A 22,973-nucleotide genomic window follows, 5' to 3' on the forward strand; every position below is an offset into this window, starting at 1 on the left:
GGATAGGAGTGTTAAATTGGACAATATTGTAAACAACCAGGAACACAGAAAGATACCCGTTATTGATAAAATAGGCTACGGCTCAGGGAACTTCAGTGTTGGCGTTTCCATGCAGGTTGTAGGCGCCTATTTAGTATTTTATTGCACTGCAATTCTTGGCATACCGGGAAGTCTTGTTGGTTTAGCGGTTAGTCTCAGCATCGTATGGGATGCTGTTACAGATCCCCTTATGGGATACTTTTCAGACATTACAAGATCTAAAACCTTTGGAAGGAGGCATCTTTACCTGCTTATTGGAGGTATTGGAATAGCCCTGACTAATTTCTTTTTATGGAACATCGATGCTTCTTTACCGGATCATATAAAATTTACTTTTATTTTTATAGATATACTGGCTGTTAAAACCTTTATGACTATTTTTACAACTCCCTATACAGCCCTGGGTGCTGAACTGTCTAACGACTACAATGAAAGAACCACAATACAGGGGATTAAAACTATATTCTTCCTATTGGGATTATCCTTAGTTTCTGTTATAGGCATGTATATTTTCTTTCAGCCAACCCATGAATACCCTGTAGGTCAATTAAATCCTAAAGCCTACAACCACATGGGCCTGTTTTCTTCAATAATAGTTGTGATTTTTGCGCTGATATGCTATTTATCGACTAAAAAATATATACCCCTGCTTAACCAGCCTGAAATTAAGAGCGACAACAGGCTGTGGATTTTAAACCTTGTTGCATCCTTTAAGTCAATATTTTCAAATAGCACCTTTAGATATGTAGCCTTTACATACATGTTTACAAACATCTCATCTGCCCTTCTAAGCAATATAGGGCTGCATGTTTTTACCTATACCTTCTTGCTTAGCAGCCAGCAGATTGCTGTTATCGTGGGAATTCAGCTTTTAGTAAGCATTCTGTCGCAGCCAGCATGGACGATTATATCTAAAAAATTAGATAAAAAGCCTGCCATGAACTTAGGCCTTTTCATTTGTATAGCTGCAAGCTTCATATTTCTTATAATGGTACTGCTAAAGGACTTTATAAAGGGAAGTGCAGGCTACTTCATACCCTTTGCAGCAATTGGGGGATTCGGTACCGGAGGATTATTTACTCTGCCCCTTTCAATGATAGCAGATATAATAGATCAGGATGAGCTAAAAACTGGCAAACGCTCCGAGGGCACTTATTATGGCTGCCTCACACTGCTATATAAATTCACCCAGTCGATTACCCTGCTTTTAATTGGATTCCTGCTGGATATTGTAAATTTTGATGCCAGCCTTCTGGTTCAATCTGAAGGCACCGTTGTAATTTTGGGGTTAATATTGGGAATTGGATCAATATTAAGCTTTGCAGCAGCATTTATGAGCCTTGCTGGATACAAGCTTAATAGAGAAAAGGTTGAACAGATTCAAATGCAGATCATGGAGGTAAAAAAAGCGAAAAGTATGAACATATAAAATACGAATATTACAATTGGCACTTTTTGTGCATAACCCCTTAAAGTGAACATGTTTAATGACTGCCTGTTTCACTTTAAGGGGTTATTTAAATGTTTGCCTTACCTTTATAAAATAATATATTCCATCTACTACAGCCTTTGCTCTGTTCTACTTATTATGTCCTCCTGGGTTGTCGGGTCCAGGGTTACAAACTGTGCGCAGTAGCCCGCTACCCTTACTATTATATCTCTGTATTTTTCAGGCTCCCTTTGAGCAGCCCTCAGGGTTTCTGTTGATATTATATTAAACTGCACATGCCATCCCTTCATGGCGATAAAGCTCTTAAGAAGTATTATAAACTTCTCAAAGCCTACTTCATCTGACAGAAGGTCTGGGGAGAATTTAATATTTAACAACTGTCCTCCTGTCATAAGGATAGTTGGAAGCTTTGTAACTGATTTAAACACAGAAGTCGGGCCCTTATAGTCAGTACCCTGTACCGGTGATGCCCCTTCAGCAGCGGGAGTATATGCCTTTCTTCCATCGGGTGTAGCACCTGTTACAGCTCCCATAGGCACATTGGAGGATATTCCTGATGTGGACAGTCCATAGTTTCCGCCTATAGGTCCCTTTCCATATCTTGTGTTTTTATATTTTGTTATTTCCTTTATATATGAGTTATATATATCCACTGCGATGCTGTCAACATAGTCTATATCATTGCCATACTTTGGAGCCTTTAGCATCAACTTTCTTATTCTTTCTCCCTCTACCCCTTCGAAGTTGGTATCAAGGGCCCTTTCGACTTCCTCTAGTGTTAAGATCTTATCCTCATATACCAGCTTTTTAAGTGCTGCAAAGGAGTTAGCTGCATTGGCAAGCCCAACCTGAAGTCCGGAAACGATATCGTATACCGCTCCTCCTTCCTTTGCAGTTTTTGCCCTTTCTATACAGTTGTCTATAAGGGAAGAGCAGAATATATCAGGATACTCGAGAAGATTTGTATCTGCAATTTTATCAAGGGCAACAGAAAGCTTTGTATAATATGCTATATTCTTTTCCCATGCCCTCCAGAGGCTTTCATAGTCCTTAAAATCCCTGAGCCTTCCATTTCCACTTAACAGTGTATGTCCGGTTCTTTTATCATAACCGTCATTTAAAGTTAGCTCAAAGACTTTAATTAAGTTCAAAAAACTCATTCCTGTACATCTGTAGCCCCACTTGCCTGGAACAGCCACCTCTACGCAGCCTACCATCGTGTAGTTAAATGCATCCCTGTATTCTACTCCCCTGTTTAGAAGGGCAGGTATTATTATTTCATCGTTGTGTATTGCAGGCATTCCAAAGCCCGTTGCTATGACCTCCCCACACTCCCTTATAAACTTCTCGGAGGTGTTAGAATGTACCCTGGCGGAAAGGTTAGGCTGGGTAAGCTTGGCCTCTCCAACGCTTTCAAGTATTAGGAAGCTAAGGTCGTTTACAGCATCTGAGTAATCAGGATTTGTACCCCCAATGGTTACGTTTTGGTAGGTCGGGTACCCTGCACCATAGCCAGAGTGGGAAGTTGGCCTTATTTTAAGTATTGAATAGAGCTTTATCCACAGACACTGAAGAAGTTCCTTGGCAAAGTCCCTGTCTATTATACCCTTTTCTATATCGTTTTTATAATAGGGATATAAATATTGGTCAACCCTTCCGAGGGAAGCTGAATGCCCGTTGCTTTCAATTTGTATAACTAAATGTATAAACCATACCATCTGCACAGCCTCATAGAAGCTTGTTGGGGGCTTTTCAGGAATTCTTTCGCATATTTTGGAAATGTTTAAAAGCTCTTCCCTTCTCCTTTCATCCTCTTCCTTTATGGATAACTCACGAGCTAGCTTTGAATATCTCTTTGCAAAATTTATTACACTTTTATTTGCTATTATCACAGACTCTAAAAAGGCCTTTTCCCTTAATGCATCGTTTTCACTTATGTCAACCCTTGAAAGTCGCTCTTCAGCCTCCTTGATTATACCCTCTAACCCTACTTTCAGGGCCTTTTCAAAATCAGGCACTATGTGGCCATCCCCCGATGTCATGTTACCCTCTCCGTGGATTACCTTGACCTCAGAGGCTTTTCTGATTTCCTCTGGCATTACGGCATCGCATTTATCCCTCAAGGTTTTTCCCTTCCAGTAACTTATAATATCCATTAGCTCATCTATATGCTCTTCTGGAAGATAAAAGTTGTCCCCTTCTCTTTTATCGAAGTTTCCCTTTTCCTTTAGCTCCTTCTCCATCCATTCCACTGCATATTCGGGAAAAATAGGAGCGGTCCTTTCTTCACATGCCTGATTTCCAACAATGAGTTCTCCATCTTTAATATAGATACTCATGTTTTCAAGTGTCTTTTCAAGTGCCCTTGCCCTTTTTATATACACAGGCTGGGCTTCATTTTCCTTATAGGCCTGGGTTACATATCTTGCCCTTTCAATACAGACCATTGGCCTCTGTGACATCACCGATTCTCTTAGTTTTTTTATTCTTTCACTTTTAATTTCGTAGGTTTTCATAATCTTTCCCCCCTTATCCACCTATTACACATTTAATTCCAGACTCTTCAACAATTTTCTTTAACCTTTCAATATATGCCTTATCCTGTTTTTCGATATCCTTAAGTTCATATTTTTTTTGCAGCCTTCTGTATTTATCAGCTCCCAGAGAATGATAGGGAAGAAGGTGTATCTCTTTTATGGAACACTCCGCTGCGAGTTTTATGGTGTTTTTAATGTTTCCCTCACTGTCATTTATATTAGTAATCAGCGGAACTCTTAATATTATATTTCCATGAACTGTCGAAAGCTTTCTCAAGTTTTCTAATATGAGTTTATTAGAAACTCCTGTAAACCTTTCATGCATTTCATTATCAGTGTGCTTTACATCAAAAAGTATGGTATTTGTATAAAGGCCTATTTTCTTAAGCTCCACAAAACTTCCATATCCACTTGTCTCTATAGCTGTGTTTATATAGTTATCCCTGCAGAGCTTAAGGAGCTCGAGCACAAAGCCAGAGTTCATCAACACCTCCCCTCCCGATACCGTTACCCCTCCCCCTGACTGCCTGTAAAATATAGTATCCTTTATGATCTCTTCAAACACCTCTTCAACAGTCATGATTTTCCCAGCGAGTTCCAGAGCTGACATAGGGCAGGCACTGGTGCATAACCCACATCCGTCGCACAGCTCCTTATTTATCTTGATACCTGTCTCTGTTTTCGTTAGGGCATTCTTTAGACAAGCCCTTACGCAGCTTCCGCATAGAATACATTTTTCGCTGCTGTAGAATAGCTCATTTTCTCTCCTCTGTGTTTCGGGGTTGCTGCACCACTTGCACCTTAAAGGACAGCCTTTAATGAACACTACAGTTCTTATGCCGGGGCCGTCATGTATTGCATAGTGTTCAATTTCACAGATTACAGTTTTCATGGATGGATCCCCCCCCCGCTGCCTGATTAGTCCTTACAGGCATGTTTTTATAAATTCAAGCAAAATTTATATTATTATTTATTATCATTTGTTTTCGTTTAATTTTATTTTATACCTCAAACTTTAACCAGTCAATATGATTTACATATAATTTAACGCGCTGCGCTACTCTGAAAATCCCATTGGAATAAAAGCAGAAAAAATATACAGATCGACGCTGCAATAAAAAATATATGTAATGAACAACTATAGGCTATTAATTAACCTGTACAGCGATTGGATTTTATAATTATTTACTATGTCGAAAATATGGTGTACAATAAAGTTAGTTGTATTTATTTTCTTTTATTATTAATTATTATCGTTTAAGGTGATTTAAATGTTTGCAGAAGAAAGACTCAATCAAATTTTAGATATCCTAAAAAGGGATGGAAGGGTTTTTGTTAAGGACCTCAGCGCCAGGTTCAACGTGTCTGAAGCCATGATAAGAAAGGACCTTCAGCGCCTTGAGAGGGAAGGGAAGCTTAAAAGAACCTACGGTGGTGCCATACTGGAAAGGAAAAAGGCGGAAAGTACAAGCATAGATGCCAGGTTGATAAAAAATATGGATATAAAGCTTAAGATAGCCGAAAAGGCCTACGAACAGCTTGAGGATATGGACATTATATTTCTCGACATATCAAGCATAAATTATCTTATAGCAAAACTTGTGGCATCAAGGGATAAGAAAATAACTATTGTAACTAACATGGTTGAAATAACCTCTCTTTTTACAAAAAATATCTATACCAGCCTTATTTGCATTGGTGGAGTGTATAATAAAATGCTTGGTGGGGTGGTTGGTTCTGCCGCCATTGAAAGCATTTCAAAACACAGGTATGATAAGGCCTTTATTGGAAGCTGCGGAGTTAACATATATGACTGCAGCATAAGCAACTTTGACCTTGAGGAGGGCAACACCAAAAAAGCCATTATTAAGGCTTCAAAGAAGGTTTATTTGGTCATGGAAAATGAGAAGTTTTTCTTTGACGGTTCCTATCGATTTGCAAACCTCAAGGATGCAGATTTCATCATCACCGAAGATAGACCCGAGGAAAAGATAATTGAATTCCTCGAAAAGAATAATATAGGAATAATTTAACTTCTTTTACTGGTTTTGGTTTTTAAATGCAAATATATAAATGAAAGGATGATTAAAATGCTTTATTTATTGGACACTGCTAATTTAGATGCAATTAAAAGGGCCTTTGATCTATATCCCTTAGGCGGTGTAACCACGAACCCCACTATTATATCAAAGGAAAAGAAAAATTTTCTCGATATATTAAGGGACATAAGGGAAGTAATAGGGAAAGATAGCATGCTCCATGTTCAAGCCCTTGGTACAAAGGCAGATGAAATTGTGAGGGAAGCAGAATACCTCTGTGAAGCTGTAGGGGGAAATCTGTACATAAAGATACCGGTAATACCTGAAGGCATAAAAGCAGTGAAGATGTTAAAGAAAAAGGGTATTAAAACTACAGCTACGGCAATTTTTACAGCTGAGCAGGCTCTTATGGCTGCTTCTGCCGGTGCTGAATTTGTTGCCCCCTACGTAAATAGAATTGACAACATAGGAGGCAACGGGGTGGGCGTTGTATCAGAAATAGTTCATCTATTCGATACCTTTGGAATGGATGCAAAGGTACTTGCAGCCTCCTTCAAAAACGTCCAGCAGGTTCACGAAGTTGCCCTCAATGGGGGACATGCTGTGACCGTAAGTGCAGATATAATGGACGGACTCCTTTATCATCCTCTAACCGACTGGAGCGTAAATCAATTTATAAAGGACTGGGAAGGAGCCTACGGAGAAGGGAAATTAACCTTCGATGTAAAATAAACCTTTCTATACATGTCAAAAGATGTCCAACTAATCAGTTAAAATAAAGGGGCTGTATCAATCAACCCCTTTATTTTATACATACATCCGTATCAAATGCAGAACTATTTAATTAACTGTACCTATTCAAATGTTCCTATTCTATATCCTCAAAGGGATTGAAATCTTTAACGGTCATTTCATCCTTTAGCTCTACTTTGTCACAATAAGGAATAAATACCTGTTGATCCTGTAATAATTTTATCTTCAGGTATAGTACAACCTTCTCAGTCAAGGTCTGGAATGTGTGTTCATCCGGGTTTTTGTTAACTTTAGTTTGATCCCTTTCAATGTCCTCTTCACAGATTTTGGCGAAAACTAATTCGCAGCGTACTTCTTCATTGAAGAATTCGAAATCCTGAAAATCCTGCTCAGTGCTTTTTTTGCCTAAAAGCTCAGGATCAAATATTTCTACCTCAGTTTGAGGGAATCTTTTAACAAATTGTGGGTATACTACGAATGGCACCTCTGTTACACATTCAAAAGGAACTTTTACTGTTGTATGTTTTATTCTTCCATTAATACCATTTTCATCAGCACATTCTACCGTAGAATACTCGATATTTTTTCTAAGAAATCCTCTAAGGAACAGTTTATTGGTTTTTGGTATGAGCTTACACTGCGTTAAAAATACATTCTTTTTTATTCTCTTAATATCTAAAGCTGGTTCCTCCAGTTTAATTGATGATTCAAAGTCAATCTGTACAGTAAATTCAGATAATACTACAGGAACTTTGACAACTGCCGGTCCTTTTATCGGGCATGGATACTGAGGCCAGTTCTTGCACTCTCCAAGAGTTCTTGGTTTTATAATTTTTGCATCACATGAAACAGGCTTATGGCAAGATTCATTAGCGACAGCAAACTCCCCCATTGTTCTTTCTGGCTCTGAAGCCTTTGAACTGGATGCAGCAGGACAGGAGCGATCATTGGTGCTCTCAGTTTCATCGAAATTTTTTTGGCCCATTATTTTCACACTGAGTATATCGGATTTACCAATATAGTCATTGGTGCTGGCTATTTCATTCATGTTTTCCATAATAACATCCTCCTATTATTATGATATTTATCTCTTTAATATTAATATATTTCTTTTCCGACAAAATGTTCCAATAACATTGAAGATATTTTTATTTTTAAGTAATTTAGTCGAATTATGCTATCCAGATTTCAATTAAAGATTTTTTTCATACCCATATTTTTAATACTTAAGCTTTAATAGCACTGCACATTAAGTAATTTCCATAATTTATGCATAAAAAGCAGGGCGGTTCATTCTTCCACCCTTTTAACAGGATAAGTGGAGGATAATCCGCCCCAAATGAATTAGCTATTCTTCATTGGCTTCTTTAACATCTTCCATTGGGTCATATTCTTTAAATGTCATGGCATCCTTATTATCTTTTAAATCGCAGTAAGGAATGAAAACCTGCTGATCCTGTAATAATTTAATCTTTAACAACAAAACAACTTTTTCGGTAAAGGTCTGGAAGGTATTTTCAAATGAATCACCTGATACAGGAGTTTGCCTGCCTTCTTCTTCCTCTTCGGCAATTTTAGCCCATACTAATTCACAGCGAACTTCTTCATTGAAGGGCTCGAAATCCAGGAAAGTCTGCTCATCTGTTCTCTTACCTAAAAGCTCAGGATCAAATATTTCTACTTCTTTTTGTGGTTCCCTTTTTGTAAATTCTGGGTAGCGAAGGAACTTTACATCTGTGCAGCATTCGAATGGAACTTTGCAAGTTGAATGCCTTATAGCTCCACTGATGCAAGAATTATCAGGCCTGCATTCTACCGTAGAATATTCAATATTTTTTCTAATAAATCCTTCAATCAAGAGCTTGTTAGTTTTGGGTATAAGCTTGCATTGTGTTAAATATACATGCTTTTTAATTCTCTTGATGTCGAGGGCAGGTTCTTCCAGCCTAACATCTGATTTAATACAGATCTGAACAACAAATTCAGAAAGCACTACGGGAATCTTTGCTACTAATGGTCCGTAATTTGGTCTTGGGTACTTCGGCCAGTTTCTGCATTCCCCAAGGGTTCTGTTGTCTATAACATCCGCCTCGCATTCTGGCAAAGGATTTATTTTATCAGGTTTTGAGCACATATTCGACATATTTGAAACCTCCTATTTTTGCATATTAGGGGGGATTTTTTCTTACACATCCCTATTCCTAGTAACATTATATTTGTTTTTCTTAAAATGGTTACAAATATTGTAGAATATTTATATTTTTTGTTGAATTATGTCAAATTTCATAATATAACTAAATATATCTAACTTGTGGCTTAGTTGTATTTATTTTTGTTAATAGTTATACCGTTCTGAGTTAATAAATAAACAGGATATTTTATTCCCCCCTTCTTTATAGAAAGGTAAGAATACAATATCCTGTTTCATCATTCTTTCCATCAATCTTAAATTAACCTGTTGTGCTAGCTCAGGAGCTGAACGGAGATAAAAAATATATGAAATTCACATTTTTCAAATCCCGAGCCTTAGAACTTCTTTGCTAAGCGTGCCGGTGAATGAAATATATTTTTTATCGCAGCGTCGATCTGTAAATTTATCTAGCGCAACGAGTTAAATTAACCTATTGTATCAGCTTTTTTAAAGCGGACAATTAGAACTCCTGAACATATATTTCCTAAAATATGTTCATAGCCGATAAAACTATGTGCTATTGGATAAACTGGATTTATCTTTATCTAAAGGAGTGCTGCAAATCCCGTATATGTTTACCTGCTGATTCTGCAATAGCTTTAACTTTAAAAACAATACCATTTTCTCAACAATGGTCTGAAAAGTATGTTCATGTGCAAGCTCATCATTAACCTGCGCTTCATCCTGCTTTATGTCCGATTCAAAAATTTTTACCTTCTCTATTTCACAAAACACTTTTTCTGTAAAATATTCACAATCAACAAATTCTTCCATCGAAATATTTTTATCGATAAAGTCACTCTTAAGCAGTTCTTCCTCTATGCGGGGATTTTTATTAGGTACATCGGGATAAACGTTAAAGTTCACCTTTGTAACACAATCAAAGGGAATATGCACCGTTGTATGTTTTATATTCCCACTTATGCTTTTTTCGCCTATACATTTAACAGCAGCATATTCTATATTCTTTCTGATAATTCCACTTATAAACAGTTTGCTGGCTTCAGTTACAAGCTTACATTGAGTTAAATGTACATTCTTCTTAACACGCTTAATTTCAAGTGCCGGCTCCTCCAATTTTATTATGGATTCAATGTTAATTTGAACCCAAAACTCCGCCAGGACAACAGGAATTTTAGCTACCAAAAAGCCATCCTTTCCAAGGGGCTTAACTGAAACGTTGCCGCATTCTACAAGGGTTTTTGCTTCACATACCTTTCCTTTATATTCATTTTTCTCCTCACTACCCTGATTATCTTCGCTTTTATTATCCGTTAAAAGAACCTCACTTTTTAAACCATCAATACCGATTTCATCAAGATCATCTACTTTTTCAATTCTTTCCTTCTCATTATCAATTGATTTAGAACGGGTCTGTTCATTAATAAGACTTTTCTTGTCATTATGTTTTCTATGCTTATGTTTTCCCATCCTTATTTCCCCCTACCATTTTTAAACCAAGGCATCAATAGTTTGCTGCAAAATTCTACTATTACTATAATATGCATAATATATACCATATGAAACTAATTTTTATAAGTATTTAAGTAATTCCTATATTAAAATACAAAAAAAACTCAAATCCTTCTATATAGATTTGAGTTTTTATAAATTTTAATCTCTATTTATGCCCCAATTCAGATATTAAATAGCTTCACTCTAATTATATCTATTCCTTATTTACTTCGTCTATATCCTCAAAGGGATTAAACTCCTTTACAAAATCACCTTCCTGCATATCAGAATCAACTGCATCATACCCGCTAACCTTTACCTGTTGATCCTGCAATAATTTTAGCTTTAAATAAAGAACAACCTTTTCCGTTAGTATTTGGAAGGTATGCTCATCAGGGCTATCCTTAATAGCTGTCTGGTCTTCTTCGATATCTTCTTCGCATATTTTGGCATAAACAAGCTCGCATCGAACCTCTTCGTTAAATATCTCAAAATCCTGAAAATCCTGTTCGGTGGCTTTTCTACCGAGCAGCTCCGGGTCAAACATCTCTATCTCTGATTGAGGCATTCTCGGATCAAACTTTGGATAAATCATAAAGGGTACCCGCGTAACACATTCAAAGGGGACCTTTACTGTTGTATGTTTTATTTCACCATTAATTCCATTCTTGTCAGCACACTGTACTGTGGAATATTCAATATTCTTTCTTATAAATCCTCTAATAAAGAGTTTATCGGTCTTCGGTATAAGCTTACATTGGGTGAGGTACACATTTTTTTTAATTCTTTTAATCTCCAGGGCAGGCTCTTCCAGCTTAATTACTGATTCAAAGTCAATTTGAACTGTGAATTCTGATAAAACTACTGGAACCTTGATTACTACAGGTCCTTTTGTAGCCCGGGGATATTTAGGCCAGTTTTTGCATTCTCCAAGGGTTCTTGGTTTGATGAGCTTTGCATTACATGAAGAAGAGCTATACTTTAAATCATTTACGTCAGTGCAATCATTAACATTTCCCATATTTGCAACCTCCTATTCAGTTATTCTAAAAAGCGATCTCTAATTACAATATATTCCCTCATATATCATTTTGTTCCATGATGCGTATGATTTTTTTATTTTTTGAACATTACCATCGAAGTATGTTATATCCATGAAATTAATAGTTTTAATTATATAGTATTATTATATTGTTAATACCCCATAGTGTTACAAAGCATCCCTAATGGCAGACATTGCAGCAACACTTTCTTCAAACTGGTATAAAAATTAATAATAATTGTTATCAAGAACTTTTTCCCATCTAAAACCTTGTATTTCATATACCTTAAGTATTGTTGTTTTAAGGAATATTGTGTCTAAAATGATAACAAGTTTGAGTAATATTTCATAAATTATAATTAGGTATAATTTTTTTCAGAAACTGTCAGCAGCACAATGCGCTACTTATATAGATAATTTTTTAAAAAGGAGTTGATTATAAGTGACACGCCGTCATAACATAAAAAAAAGATTTTATAACCCGTGGCTTGATGATAGAGATTACTCATCAGAAGAATTTTCTAAAGTAGATGATCTGGAAAATAAATCTAAAACAAGTAATAGCTCAAGCGGCTTAAATAAATCCCTGGAGTATATACCCTATAACGAACCTATTGAGCCAAATGACTTTCAAGGTTTCAACATCATTAAAGTTAATCAGTCCGACATAATATCGCATGAGACTGAAACCATAAATGATGAAACTCCGCCTGCAGCAGACTCCCGCGATGACTTAGTAGAGAATGAAAATGAAGCCGGGCCGGCAAATGTAGAGGAAATAGAAGATACACCCGATACCGCAGAAGTAGTTGAAGAAAAACTGATAGATGAACCAATGAACCTGATACAGGAAGATGTCAGTGAAGAGGTTGAAGAGAAAATAGTCAAAGAGGATTCAGAGGAGGCCCACGAGGATGTTGATATTATAATGGATAAAAATAATGATGACAGCGATTTAAAAGGGACAGAAATGCACTGTCTCATTGATAATACAGGTTATGCAGAAATGTTTGAAACGGTGGATGGAAGAGGGATTGCCCCTGGATACTTTGTAACCCTTGATGGAATAAAAGTAAGGAGATTTAGATATGGAGATAACTATGTACTTGGTGTTACAAGCGCTGCGCCTGGGGTGCTGTGCAATAGTGGAGAATATAGATGGAAAAACAAGTTCTTGACAGATGAATGGGGAAGAATCCAATATGAAGAAATAACCATCTCCGAAGAATTAAATGGGGATATTAAAGCATCTGAAAGGGTAGAAAGGAGGCCACTAATAAACAATAACTGGAACAGGAACACAAAATATGTTCCAAGGTCTAAAAGATCAGAATGGGTTTCAGTGGTTATAACAGGCAGAGTTCTCGTAAGGGATGATGGTACCTGCAGAGTAAATGGATACTGTCTGCCAAACGGAGAAGGAATTGCAACTTCCTGGTATTCTGGATTTAGAGTTTTAGAGCGCAGGGGAGCCAATCAAATAGTAATTTTAATTAAATAGATACGAAAATCAGAATATGATTCCATTTTAAAAAGGGGCAGTCAATAACCAATAATTTATTTATGTTATTAACCGTCCCCTTGTTAAATTATATCAAGTTTATCTTTATTTTCCTGAATTACTTCTATAAAAGCCTGAGCAATAACCGGATCGAATTGTCCACCACTGCACCTTTTTAGCTCTTCTACAGCCTCATCATATGTTTTCCTTGTATTGTAAGGCCTGTTTGAGGTCATTGCATCAAAGCTGTCAACCACCGTAAGAATTCTTGCAAGATATGGTATTTCATCACCCTTTAATCCACCGGGATATCCCCTTCCATCATATCTTTCATGATGATGTAAAATTAGAGGTATTACCTTCTTCAGGGAATCAACGTTTTTAATTATTTCTACCCCATTGGCAGGGTGCTGCTTGAGTGTTTCCCATTCATCCTTTGTAAGGGGCATCCTTTTAATTAGTATTTCCTTTGCAATATTTATTTTTCCTATATCGTGGAGATATGCACCATACTTTAACGTTTTCTTGTCCACATCGTTTAAGCCCAGTTTATCAGAAATCAGCCTGCAGTACATTACAACCCTTTCGGTATGCCCGTAGGTATATCTATCCTTTGCATTGATTACACTTATAAGGGTTTTTATGGATGTTATAAGATCGATATGCTCTGCTTCAATATCTTTCTTTAATTCCTCCAGAATAGAGTAGTAGCTCTCTACCCTGTTTTTGTTGAAGAATTTAGCTCTATAAAGGGCATCATCCGCACTTTTTATTAGCTCAACTTCGTTCTGGGCCTTGTGCGGAAAAGTAGATATACCAATGGATGCTGTAATCCTTCCGTTTGGTTGATTTTCCTCCCCAGGAAATTTCGTTTGCTCAACATCCCTTCTGATGACCTCAGCTATTGAAACAGCTTCCTTTTCAGTGGTATTTGGTAATATTACGGCAAACTCCTCCCCGCCATATCTAGCTACAATATCTTCTTTTCTAACATTTCTCTTTAAAATCATAGCGATGTTTTTAAGTATCTCATCTCCTGCCTGATGTCCGTAAAGATCATTGTAATGCTTAAAATAATCGATATCCATTAATATAATCGAAAGGGGATATCCTGAGCTTCTAGCCTTCTTCAGTTCATTTTTAAGGGAATCGTGAAAATATCTATGATTATATACTTGAGTTAGCCCATCTATATTAGCTAGATGAGAAAGTTTTTCCCTGTACTCATTTTCAACTTTAACATAATATCCTAGTGGCCATGCCGTCAGCATAAAGACTCCTATAAGAATTAAATCGTTTTCAAAATTTTTGTTTACGCTTTCACTTCCAGCATACGCCAGATCTATTGATAATACTATTAATGAAGATACAGATGCTAAAATTATTCCTTGTTTGATGCCTGCCTGTATTGTGGAGGTTATAATAATGAATAAAAACAGGAATTTATACTGGCTAGTATTTGCTCCAGATATAACTATTAATATTGAGAATATCAATATGAAGACTAAATTCTCTATCGTCTGGGCCGACTTAAAATGTTTCATTAGAAGATTTCTCTTGGATGAAAACGACCATAAACCAAATATAAGTACCATTATGCAAATTGATAGTCCAACAGAAAGAGAACTAAAATATTTTTCATTGGAATAAATTATGGTAGTACCATCATTAAAAAAGTGTGCGAAGATGATTATTCCACTAAAAAGTAAGGAAGCTAGTCTTACAATCGATACTATTTCATATATCTTTTGTTGTCTTTTATCCTCAATATGCATCATATTTTCACACCTGTTTCATGAATATTAAAAAGTAAGTAAAGGCCGGAAAATCGGCCCCTACTTTACTCTTCTCTTAAGGCTTTTGGCTCTTCAGGCTGGTAATAACCAAATACACATGCTGAAGCTGATGTTGAGAGAGCGAAAAGTGTAAACAATCCTGCTCCTAAAGTTACCATCAGCTTAGTAAATCTTTTTCCCATTCTTCTCCCTCCCCATAAACAAAAATGCTTTTCTAAAAAGCTCATCTATTGCTCCAAGCATTAAATGCCCTGTTTTCGTAAGGGTAAAAGCCTGCCAGATTACACCTATGTATATACAAAGGGCACAGGCTAATACAATTTGTATATCGTATATGTAATAAAGGGCATTTAATACTGCGGCAGCCAAGAACAAAAGATTAAGCATACATAAAGATTTTCTTTTCAATCTTCTCCTAGTTTCAGCTTTTTTTATTGGCTTTGCCGCACTATCCACCGGTGCCAATTTACTAACTATAAAATAGGATAGTGCAAAGCTTATTATTCCTGCTAAAGCAATTTGATAGAAATCCATAAAGCTAACTGCTGTATTTACAAGTATCCCAAGCAAGGTGGAAATTACTGCTCCAATGAGGGCACACCGATTGGGTGAGCTTGAATGGGCTCCTCCAGAATACTTTCTTAAAAGGCTTATCGATAGGGATATGACAAGCGCCTGTACAAGTACATTAAATATAATTCCAAAGGTAATTACCAATAATATGGACCAAACTGTTTGTATAAAAGCAAAGGCACCGTAGGCAATGATTTCCTCTCGTTCCTTATCCATGTTTAAAGTTGAAGATATTCCATATGCAAGTGCCTTTGAGACTCTTTCAATTAGAAACATGACTTTGTCCCCTCTTTGGTTTATTGAATACCCTGTAAAGCACAATAGTGGTTAAAGCAAAAAATATTAGGGAAGGTGAACTATATAAAAGTTTCATGCCAGGATCCTTAAAAACGTCTTCAAGCCTTATATTAAGGAAACTATTCAGTATAAAAACATTGAGCCATTCCGATAAAAACATAATTATAGTTGAAACCAATGCAGCTGATACGGCTTTAATAGTTTCAATTTTATTAATTGCTGAAGTTAATAAAATATGGATCATAATGATTATTATTGTGTGAACCCCAAAATGTATTGGCAGCATCCTGACTAAATAAATGGTTATCCCGAGAAGTAAAGCCGATATACAATATCTATCCCTATCAATGGCTTTCCTGCCTAATGCGTAGGAGGCAAGAATGAAGGCAAAGCCCTCAGGTATAGTTCTCAAGAAAAGCTCCAGCATCGACAATTTCAACATACAATTAATCCCTTTCTACATTTTCTTGTTTTTTTAGACTTCATATTAAATTATATCATCTAATTATACAAAACAAATATTAAAATTATTTTAATATTTGATATTTTAATACCGCGTTCAGCTGCATTAAGTTAAAAAAGCCAGATAGTCTGGATTTTCATTCTCCAGGCTAGATAGCATAAAAATTAAGCCTTATGCACTTCCCTTCTAAACGCATGCCTTTACATAGTTATTCCGCTAAATACACAAAGAATAGGGGACGGCTGCAACAATTGCTTTTTATGCAAAAGTTGTGAACCGTCCCTGGTTTATTTCCTCTTGATATACGTGTAAACAGGAAGCCCGAGCAGCGTTATTATTATTCCATATACTGCATGTGCAGTATTTGTAAACAGCATGCTGATTATAATATACAACCCCCCTGCTATTCCTATGATAGGAACGATGGGATATAGTGGCACTACATAAGGCCTTTCTAAATGCCTGTGCTTTGACCTTAAAATAAATATGCCTGCCACTGTCATAACGAAGAATATCCACATAACAAATACAGAAAGATTTGTTAGCGTATCAAAGGAACCGCTTAGAATATATGTTGATGCAATTATTACCTCAAATAAAAACATATTTAAAGGGGTTTCAAACCTATCATTGACTTTTCCAAAGAATTTATAAAAGGGGAATAATCTATTCTGAGCCATTGCAAAGGGTATTCTAACGCCAGTCATTAAATAACCGTTCAGTGCTCCGAATATTGAAACCATTATTCCCGCTGCTATTATGCCTGCTCCTACATTTCCAAATAAAATCACTGCAGCATCTGATGCTGGCTTGCTGGAGCCTATAACGTCCTGTAACGGCATAATGTTTACAATGGCAATATTGATTAAAATGTATACTGCTATAGTAATTGCAAGACCTAATATGATTGCCCGTGGAAGATCCCTTTTAGGGTTTTTAAGCTCCCCCGCCATGTTGCCTACGCCAATCCATCCGTCATATGCCCACAGGGTTCCAAGTACAGCTGCACCAAAGCCTGCTGCCCCTGCAGAACCAGTGGATACAGTATTTGAAAAGCTATGGGCCTGTCCTTTAACTAAACCAAAAACTATAATTGCAAAAATAGGTATGAGCTTTCCAACGGTAGAGATAAACTGAACCTTACTTCCAATCTTTGTTGATATAATATTCAGAAGCATTATGAAAAACATAATAAATATTGCCAGTATTTTTTGATAAATCCCTGTAATTGGAATAAAATACGTTGATTGAGTAACAAACACAATTGCAAGGGCTGCAGCTACTCCTGGAACATATATGAGGGCCTGAACCCATCCAAACAGAAATGCCCACCTCTCACCATAAAGCTCTTTTAAATATACAAATACCCCACCTGTTTTGGGTATTGCAGCTGCGATTTCTGCTGCTGTAAGAGCTGATGCCATTGTAATTAAACCGCCAATTACCCAGGCTAAAACTCCGGGTATAGGTGCTCCTGCATTTTTAAATACTGTAGATGCTTTAAAAAATATGCCTGCCCCTATAACCACTCCTATAACCATAGTTATAGCTTCCGGCAATCCTACTTCTCTTTTAAGGCTTTTAGAGACACTAACATTACTATTCTTCTCTTTTACTGCTTCCAAAGTTATACCATCCCTTCATTAAATTTTCCTTTCAATCTACTTAAAAAAACTACATAACTGATGTGTTTTATCAGTAAGCCGCTTCCAACCTCCTTGCGTTCTCCAAGTAAACATTTATACTCATATATACGAAAAGGACATTGAGTAAAATAACGTAAAGAAAGCATAGCCGCTACCTTACTCACTGCCCTGTCATTTGAAATTTTCATAAATACATATTAAACATATAACTTTATTTTATTAGCATTTAATGCACCAGTCAATGAAATTTTCATCCATTATGGTTATAGGTTCCAAATTATAATATTGCGTTTGTAAAAAATAAAATCTCATATATAATTTAATTAGAAATATTTAATGGAGGGGATAATATGATTCCAACGCCTCATATCAACGTTAAGGAAAAGGGCATAATTGCCGAAACAATACTCCTTCCAGGAGACCCATTGCGCGCAAAATTTATCGCAGATAACTATCTGGAAAACGCCGTTCAATTTAATGAAGTTAGAAATATGTTGGGCTTCACCGGTATATATAAGGGTAAAAGGATTTCGGTTATGGGTACAGGAATGGGCATGCCCTCGATAGGCATTTATTCCTATGAATTGATTCACTTTTATGGAGTTAAAAATTTGATACGCATAGGCTCCTGCGGCTCACTACAGGAAAACGTAAAAATCCGTGACATTGTAATAGGCATGTCCTCATCTACCGACTCAAATTTTGCACAACAGTACAATTTACCAGGTACCTATGCACCTACAGCATCCTGGGAGTTGTTAAAGAAAGCCGTTGATGTGGCAGAAAGAAAGGGAATTGAAGTTAAAGTAGGGAACATTCTCTCATCCGATGTATTCTACGGAGATGACCCTGAATCATGGAAAAAATGGGCTAAAATGGGGGTTCTGGCTGTAGAAATGGAAGCAGCTGCTCTTTACATGAATGCAGCACGTGCAGGCGCTAACGCCCTATGTATTTTGACCGTATCAGATTCGCTCGTTACACACGAGGCAACCTCCTCGGAAGAAAGGCAAAAGTCCTTTACCCAGATGATGGAGATAGCTTTAGAGCTGGCATAGCTAAGTGGTTATTTCTTAGTTAATCGCTATACATAAAAACTTTTGCAGGAATGGTGATACATATGAAGCAGGTAATTATGTTCACTATGAAGTCCTGTCCTTACTGCAGGCAGGCTTTTACGTGGATGGAGGAACTAAAAAAGGAAAATCCAGAATATTCCAATATTGATATCAATATAATAGATGAAACCCTTAATCCAGATGTAGCAAGCCAATATGACTACTATTATGTACCAACCTACTATGTCGACGGCGTTAAGATTCATGAAGGAGCCGCCACTAAAGAGATAATCCGCACAGTGTTTGAAAAGGCTTTGAGATAAAAGAAACATAAGGCTGGAGATACAGTAAATGTTGTAATAATTAGGAATAAAAGTAGAATAAACTTAAAATTGACCTTTTCTGAGGATAAATAAATTCCCAAAATTAAAAGAAGGGCTGAAGATAAGTTCAAAAATATGCAAGCTTATCTTCAGCCCTATTTAACTTTTATCATAATTCTAATCACATAAAGACTTACTTACATCAAGATTAAAATTGTAAATGAAATTAATAATTTTATATATTGCATTAATAGCTTTACAATGTTAAAATTAGTTCGCATAAATATTCTAGATAATTTGTAATTATGCGTATTGATAACAACAAAAAGGAGGTATTAATGTGTCTAGTAATGTAGAAATCCCAAAAAGAAAGTTTAATGTTCCACATACTTTCGTCATCATATTTACCATACTTATTATCGTTGCCCTTGCAACATGGGTAATTCCCAGTGGCGAATATGATAGAGTAAAAAACGCTCAGGGAAGAACAGTAGTTGTTGCAAATTCATTCCATTTTATTAAAAGCGTCCCAGCCGGCATCGGTGACCTCTTTATGGCACCACTTAAGGGATTTACATCAAAGGCTGAAGTTGCAGGATTTATACTTATAGTTGGCGGTGCCTTTGCCGTAATACAAAGAACAAATGCAATTAATTCAGGAATTTTAAAAGTTGTAAAAGTCCTTAAGGGAAGAGAAATACTTCTTATCCCGATTGTTATGACACTATTTTCAATTGGCGGCGCAGTTATAGGTATGGCCGAAGAAACAATACCCTTTGCTGTAATATTCGTTCCACTGGCTTTAGCCCTTGGCTATGATTCTATTGTAGGAATGAGCCTTGCCTTCGTTGGCGCAACCGTTGGATTTTCATCCGCAATGTTCAATCCTTTCACAGTAGGTATTGCTAAAGGAATTGCAGAAACCCCAATAAAGGCAGGACTTATGTATAGAACAGTGACATGGGCTATATTCACTATTATAGCCATAGCCTTTGTAATGTGGTATGCAAACAGGGTTAAGAAAAATCCAAAGCTCAGTGTTATGTATGAACTAGATCAGAAAAGAAGGGAAGAGCTTCATCTAGAAAACAGTATGGAAGAAGAATTTAAATCCTCCCATGCTGCGGTGCTTACAACTCTTCTTCTAGGTATTGGACTTATAATTTATGGAGTATTGAAGTATGAATGGTATATAGGTGAAATTGCAGCAGTATTCCTTGGAATTGGAATAGCTGCAGGTTTAATAGGAGGCCTTTCCTTAAACGATATCGCCGAAACCTTCATACTTGGCGCAAAGGATTTAATTGGGGCTGCAATGGTTGTAGGACTTGCAAACGCAATTGTTACTCTTGCAAACGAAGCCAAGATTATGGACACAATACTCTATGGACTTGCAAAGTTTATAGAGCCTCTTCCAACACTTCTATCAGGATACGCAATGCTTATAGTTCAATCCATTATCAACTTCTTCGTTGGTTCAGGAACTGGACAGGCTGCCCTAACTATACCTATCATGTATCCTCTTGGAGAACTTGTTGGAATAAGCAGAGAGACATCCATTTTAATATATCAGTTTGGTAATGGATTTACTGATCTTATTTTCCCAACCTCAGGAACATTAATTGCAACACTTGGTCTTGCAAGAATACCATTTGAAAAATGGGCAAAATGGGTATCTAAGGTATTAGTAATGCTATTCATACTTCAGATTTTATTCATAACACCTGTTATACTTTTCCCATCCCTTTTGAATTAAAAATTAACATCAAAGGAATAAGAAGTTTTTTCTTACTCCTTTAAATAAAGGAGGACATAAGATGGATTTAAAGAAGGTTATTCAAGATAAATTGGATACTATTAAGTCTTTAAGGATTAAGCTCCATGAAAATGCTGAGCTTTCATATCAGGAGTTTAAAACACAAAAGATAATTATGGATTTTCTAAATGAGCTTAATATTCCAGCCGTTAAAATGGCGGAAACAGGTGTTGTTGGAGTTCTAAACGAAGGAAAAAGCTGTATAGGAATAAGGGCCGATATGGATGCTCTTCCGGTAAATGGAGTTTCCCACGCCTGCGGGCATGATTACCATATGGCTGTTGCCCTTGGCACAGCACTGGTTCTTAAAGAATTGGGCTTTGAAAAATGCGTTAAGTTTGTATTTCAGCCTGCTGAAGAAGCAGAAGGTGGCGCTCTCCCTATGATCAATGAAGGGGTTCTCGAAAACCCCACAGTAAAATATATGATCGGGTACCACGTATGGCCAGGCCTTCCTGTTGGAAAGATAGAGGTTGGAAAGGGCGCTTCAATGGCATCGGTGGATGATTTTAACATAACCTTTAAGGGTATAGGCGGCCATGCAGCAATGCCCCATATCTGTAAAAACCCTATTTTCCCTGCTATGGATTTAATCCAGGCTATAACAATGAAGTCCAGAATAGAAACTGATCCCCTAAACAGCCACGTAATAACCTTCTCTTCCTTTAACGCAGGAACTACCAACAACGTAATACCCGCTGAGGCTGTGGTTAAGGGAACAGCACGTACCTTTGACAACAAGCTTAGAAAAAAAATACATGAGGATATCGTTGCCCAGGCAAAGCTGTCTGCAGAAAAGTACGGCTGTGAAGCAGTTGTTGACTATATAGTTCAATATCCACCTGTTATAAGCGATGATGCCCTTACAGAGGAATTTATAGAGGTATCAAATAAAACCCTTGGAAGTGAAAATGTACTGCCTCTCATTAAAACCTTTGGTGCAGAGGATTTTGCTTTCTTCGCAGAAAGGGTTCCATCAGTGCACTTTAGACTTGGAATATCAAATGGTATAAAGGGCAACCACCCACTTCACTCACCCTACTTTGATGTTGATGATGATGCAATTTTCTATGGTATATACACTGTGGCAAGCTTCGTTTTACACCTTGCAGATAGAGTATAAAGGATAATTTCTGTTTGTTATTCAATATTTAACCCCCGGTTATTAGTTTTACCGGGGCTTTTTTAAATTCCTATAATCTATTTGGAAATTACATAATCTTTTATTAACTAGCCCTGGAACTAACGTGCATCTTTGGCTTCAGACTGCATGACATGGATTTTAAGGGTATGATGGTTATGTCAATATATCAATCACTTTTTCCCTAATGCATTTTGTAATTCCATAGTATTGGTGGCACCTTACCACATATTTACCAAGGGCACCATCAATGCATCTTGAATCATCTATAATTACAAATTTTTCTACATTCTTGTCTGAATTTTCCTTGAGCCACATCATTATTTCTTCTTCCCGGGTAAGCCAGACTGAACCTCCATGATCGAAGGGAGTTACACCAATGACCCTATTATCAAGATTGTATTTTCCCAAGTTTTTCATAAGATTTGACCAGTATTCATCTCCCTCTTCTCCACAACCATATCTCCACGTTGATGAGATAACAATATATGCATCAGTCTTGTCAATTATCTCCTTCAGGTTCTCCATTGCTGCGGGATCAAAATTAAACTGCATTCCATATTCAAACTCTCCATTGTTTCGTTTGATCTGTTCCTCCATATATCTTTCAGTATTTAGTACACCGTTTATATCTAAAAATATGATTTTCAATTTAGGCACCCCCTTAAAGTGTATTCTTCTTTTAAAATCGCAATTATTTAAAAATTTTTATATAATGTTTCTGAAGATGATATTCGCTTACTAATATTTTATTATCACAGCTTATTATAAAAGAGAACTAGCATAACAAATTAATTATATAATAGCTCCGTATGAAACAAAATTCACCACAATATTATGAAAACAGTTTCTA

The 22,973-nt window shown here is 36.7% G+C and carries 20 protein-coding genes; 8 read left to right on the forward strand and 12 right to left on the reverse strand.

Annotated elements, in window-relative coordinates; genetic code table 11:
* The first annotated feature begins 16 nt into the window (after positions 1-16).
* On the forward strand, positions 17-1,468 hold the full coding sequence (locus EDD71_RS05590; RefSeq protein WP_133627771.1) for an MFS transporter: 1,452 nt from the start codon (positions 17-19) through the stop codon (positions 1,466-1,468).
* A gap of 131 nt (positions 1,469-1,599) precedes the next feature.
* Here the strand turns inward: EDD71_RS05590 and EDD71_RS05595 are convergent, their stop codons facing one another.
* Together EDD71_RS05595 and EDD71_RS05600 are read right to left on the reverse strand one after the other, a co-directional pair.
* On the reverse strand, positions 1,600-4,005 hold the full coding sequence (locus tag EDD71_RS05595; protein WP_133627772.1) for a glycyl radical protein: 2,406 nt from the start codon (positions 4,003-4,005) through the stop codon (positions 1,600-1,602).
* Positions 4,006-4,018: 13 nt separating this feature from the next.
* Positions 4,019-4,918 (reverse strand): glycyl-radical enzyme activating protein, encoded by a 900-nt coding sequence (locus EDD71_RS05600; RefSeq protein WP_133627773.1) that lies wholly within the window; start codon positions 4,916-4,918, stop codon positions 4,019-4,021.
* A gap of 379 nt (positions 4,919-5,297) precedes the next feature.
* Between EDD71_RS05600 and EDD71_RS05605 the strand changes: the two genes are divergently transcribed.
* Positions 5,298-6,059 (forward strand): DeoR/GlpR family DNA-binding transcription regulator, encoded by a 762-nt coding sequence (locus EDD71_RS05605; protein WP_133627774.1) that lies wholly within the window; start codon positions 5,298-5,300, stop codon positions 6,057-6,059.
* Between the two features lie 57 nt (positions 6,060-6,116).
* The gene (locus EDD71_RS05610) at positions 6,117-6,797 is read left to right on the forward strand and encodes a fructose-6-phosphate aldolase (protein WP_133627775.1); all 681 of its coding nucleotides are present in this window, start codon (positions 6,117-6,119) and stop codon (positions 6,795-6,797) included.
* Positions 6,798-6,933: 136 nt separating this feature from the next.
* Here the strand turns inward: EDD71_RS05610 and EDD71_RS05615 are convergent, their stop codons facing one another.
* The 4 genes from EDD71_RS05615 to EDD71_RS05630 form a co-directional block, all read right to left on the reverse strand.
* Entirely contained in the window at positions 6,934-7,875 is a 942-nt protein-coding gene (locus EDD71_RS05615; protein WP_207669287.1) for a CsxC family protein, read from the reverse strand.
* 291 nt (positions 7,876-8,166) lie between these two features.
* On the reverse strand, positions 8,167-8,961 hold the full coding sequence (locus tag EDD71_RS05620) for a CsxC family protein (protein WP_133627776.1): 795 nt from the start codon (positions 8,959-8,961) through the stop codon (positions 8,167-8,169).
* Positions 8,962-9,519: 558 nt separating this feature from the next.
* Positions 9,520-10,440 (reverse strand): CsxC family protein, encoded by a 921-nt coding sequence (locus EDD71_RS05625; protein ID WP_243116412.1) that lies wholly within the window; start codon positions 10,438-10,440, stop codon positions 9,520-9,522.
* Positions 10,441-10,678: 238 nt separating this feature from the next.
* A complete protein-coding gene (locus tag EDD71_RS05630) occupies positions 10,679-11,485 on the reverse strand; it encodes a CsxC family protein (protein ID WP_207669288.1) in 807 nt (268 codons plus the stop codon).
* 463 nt (positions 11,486-11,948) lie between these two features.
* On the opposite strand from EDD71_RS05630, the gene EDD71_RS05635 reads away from it, so the two are divergent.
* A complete protein-coding gene (locus EDD71_RS05635; protein WP_133627777.1) occupies positions 11,949-13,007 on the forward strand; it encodes a peptidase G2 autoproteolytic cleavage domain-containing protein in 1,059 nt (352 codons plus the stop codon).
* A gap of 83 nt (positions 13,008-13,090) precedes the next feature.
* On the opposite strand, the gene EDD71_RS05640 is transcribed toward EDD71_RS05635, so the two are convergent.
* The 5 genes from EDD71_RS05640 to EDD71_RS05660 all read right to left on the reverse strand — a co-directional run bounded on the left by EDD71_RS05640 (position 13,091) and on the right by EDD71_RS05660 (position 17,761).
* Entirely contained in the window at positions 13,091-14,785 is a 1,695-nt protein-coding gene (locus tag EDD71_RS05640; RefSeq protein WP_133627778.1) for a diguanylate cyclase, read from the reverse strand.
* A 62-nt stretch (positions 14,786-14,847) separates the two neighbouring features.
* A complete protein-coding gene (locus EDD71_RS05645; RefSeq protein ID WP_133627779.1) occupies positions 14,848-14,985 on the reverse strand; it encodes a cyclic lactone autoinducer peptide in 138 nt (45 codons plus the stop codon).
* Entirely contained in the window at positions 14,966-15,652 is a 687-nt protein-coding gene (locus tag EDD71_RS05650) for an accessory gene regulator ArgB-like protein (RefSeq protein WP_133627780.1), read from the reverse strand. Before EDD71_RS05650 ends, EDD71_RS05645 begins: the two co-directional genes overlap by 20 nt.
* Positions 15,639-16,115 (reverse strand): hypothetical protein, encoded by a 477-nt coding sequence (locus EDD71_RS05655; protein WP_133627781.1) that lies wholly within the window; start codon positions 16,113-16,115, stop codon positions 15,639-15,641. The genes EDD71_RS05650 and EDD71_RS05655 overlap by 14 nt, the downstream gene beginning before the upstream one ends.
* Positions 16,116-16,423: 308 nt before the next feature.
* Positions 16,424-17,761, reverse strand: coding sequence for an APC family permease (locus EDD71_RS05660; RefSeq protein ID WP_279233008.1), 1,338 nt, complete (start codon positions 17,759-17,761; stop codon positions 16,424-16,426).
* A gap of 371 nt (positions 17,762-18,132) precedes the next feature.
* On the opposite strand from EDD71_RS05660, the gene deoD reads away from it, so the two are divergent.
* From deoD to EDD71_RS05680, 4 genes are all read left to right on the forward strand, one after another.
* Positions 18,133-18,840: a purine-nucleoside phosphorylase gene (gene deoD, locus EDD71_RS05665; protein WP_133627782.1), complete on the forward strand. Its 708-nt coding sequence runs from the start codon at positions 18,133-18,135 to the stop codon at positions 18,838-18,840.
* Between the two features lie 62 nt (positions 18,841-18,902).
* A complete protein-coding gene (locus EDD71_RS05670; protein ID WP_133627783.1) occupies positions 18,903-19,163 on the forward strand; it encodes a thioredoxin family protein in 261 nt (86 codons plus the stop codon).
* Between the two features lie 340 nt (positions 19,164-19,503).
* Positions 19,504-20,919 (forward strand): YfcC family protein, encoded by a 1,416-nt coding sequence (locus EDD71_RS05675; protein WP_243116413.1) that lies wholly within the window; start codon positions 19,504-19,506, stop codon positions 20,917-20,919.
* A gap of 61 nt (positions 20,920-20,980) precedes the next feature.
* The gene (locus tag EDD71_RS05680; protein ID WP_133627785.1) at positions 20,981-22,102 is read left to right on the forward strand and encodes a M20 metallopeptidase family protein; all 1,122 of its coding nucleotides are present in this window, start codon (positions 20,981-20,983) and stop codon (positions 22,100-22,102) included.
* Positions 22,103-22,276: 174 nt separating this feature from the next.
* On the opposite strand, the gene EDD71_RS05685 is transcribed toward EDD71_RS05680, so the two are convergent.
* Complete coding sequence (locus EDD71_RS05685; protein WP_133627786.1) at positions 22,277-22,771, reverse strand: HAD domain-containing protein; 495 nt, start codon at positions 22,769-22,771, stop codon at positions 22,277-22,279.
* Positions 22,772-22,973 lie beyond the last annotated feature (202 nt).

This window comes from Fonticella tunisiensis (genome assembly GCF_004364155.1).
Taxonomy (GTDB): Bacteria; Bacillota; Clostridia; order Clostridiales; family Caloramatoraceae; genus Fonticella; species Fonticella tunisiensis.

Coding starts and splice junctions, on each gene's coding strand:
- EDD71_RS05595 (WP_133627772.1), bottom strand. CDS start 4,005: ATGAAAACCTACGAAATTAAAAGTGAAAGAATAAAAAAACTAAGAGAA.
- EDD71_RS05600 (WP_133627773.1), bottom strand. CDS start 4,918: ATGAAAACTGTAATCTGTGAAATTGAACACTATGCAATACATGACGGC.
- EDD71_RS05605 (WP_133627774.1), top strand. CDS start 5,298: ATGTTTGCAGAAGAAAGACTCAATCAAATTTTAGATATCCTAAAAAGG.
- EDD71_RS05610 (WP_133627775.1), top strand. CDS start 6,117: ATGCTTTATTTATTGGACACTGCTAATTTAGATGCAATTAAAAGGGCC.
- EDD71_RS05615 (WP_207669287.1), bottom strand. CDS start 7,875: ATGGAAAACATGAATGAAATAGCCAGCACCAATGACTATATTGGTAAA.
- EDD71_RS05620 (WP_133627776.1), bottom strand. CDS start 8,961: ATGTCGAATATGTGCTCAAAACCTGATAAAATAAATCCTTTGCCAGAA.
- EDD71_RS05625 (WP_243116412.1), bottom strand. CDS start 10,440: ATGGGAAAACATAAGCATAGAAAACATAATGACAAGAAAAGTCTTATT.
- EDD71_RS05630 (WP_207669288.1), bottom strand. CDS start 11,485: ATGGGAAATGTTAATGATTGCACTGACGTAAATGATTTAAAGTATAGC.
- EDD71_RS05640 (WP_133627778.1), bottom strand. CDS start 14,785: ATGATGCATATTGAGGATAAAAGACAACAAAAGATATATGAAATAGTA.
- EDD71_RS05645 (WP_133627779.1), bottom strand. CDS start 14,985: ATGGGAAAAAGATTTACTAAGCTGATGGTAACTTTAGGAGCAGGATTG.
- EDD71_RS05650 (WP_133627780.1), bottom strand. CDS start 15,652: ATGTTTCTAATTGAAAGAGTCTCAAAGGCACTTGCATATGGAATATCT.
- EDD71_RS05655 (WP_133627781.1), bottom strand. CDS start 16,115: ATGTTGAAATTGTCGATGCTGGAGCTTTTCTTGAGAACTATACCTGAG.
- deoD (WP_133627782.1), top strand. CDS start 18,133: ATGATTCCAACGCCTCATATCAACGTTAAGGAAAAGGGCATAATTGCC.
- EDD71_RS05670 (WP_133627783.1), top strand. CDS start 18,903: ATGAAGCAGGTAATTATGTTCACTATGAAGTCCTGTCCTTACTGCAGG.
- EDD71_RS05680 (WP_133627785.1), top strand. CDS start 20,981: ATGGATTTAAAGAAGGTTATTCAAGATAAATTGGATACTATTAAGTCT.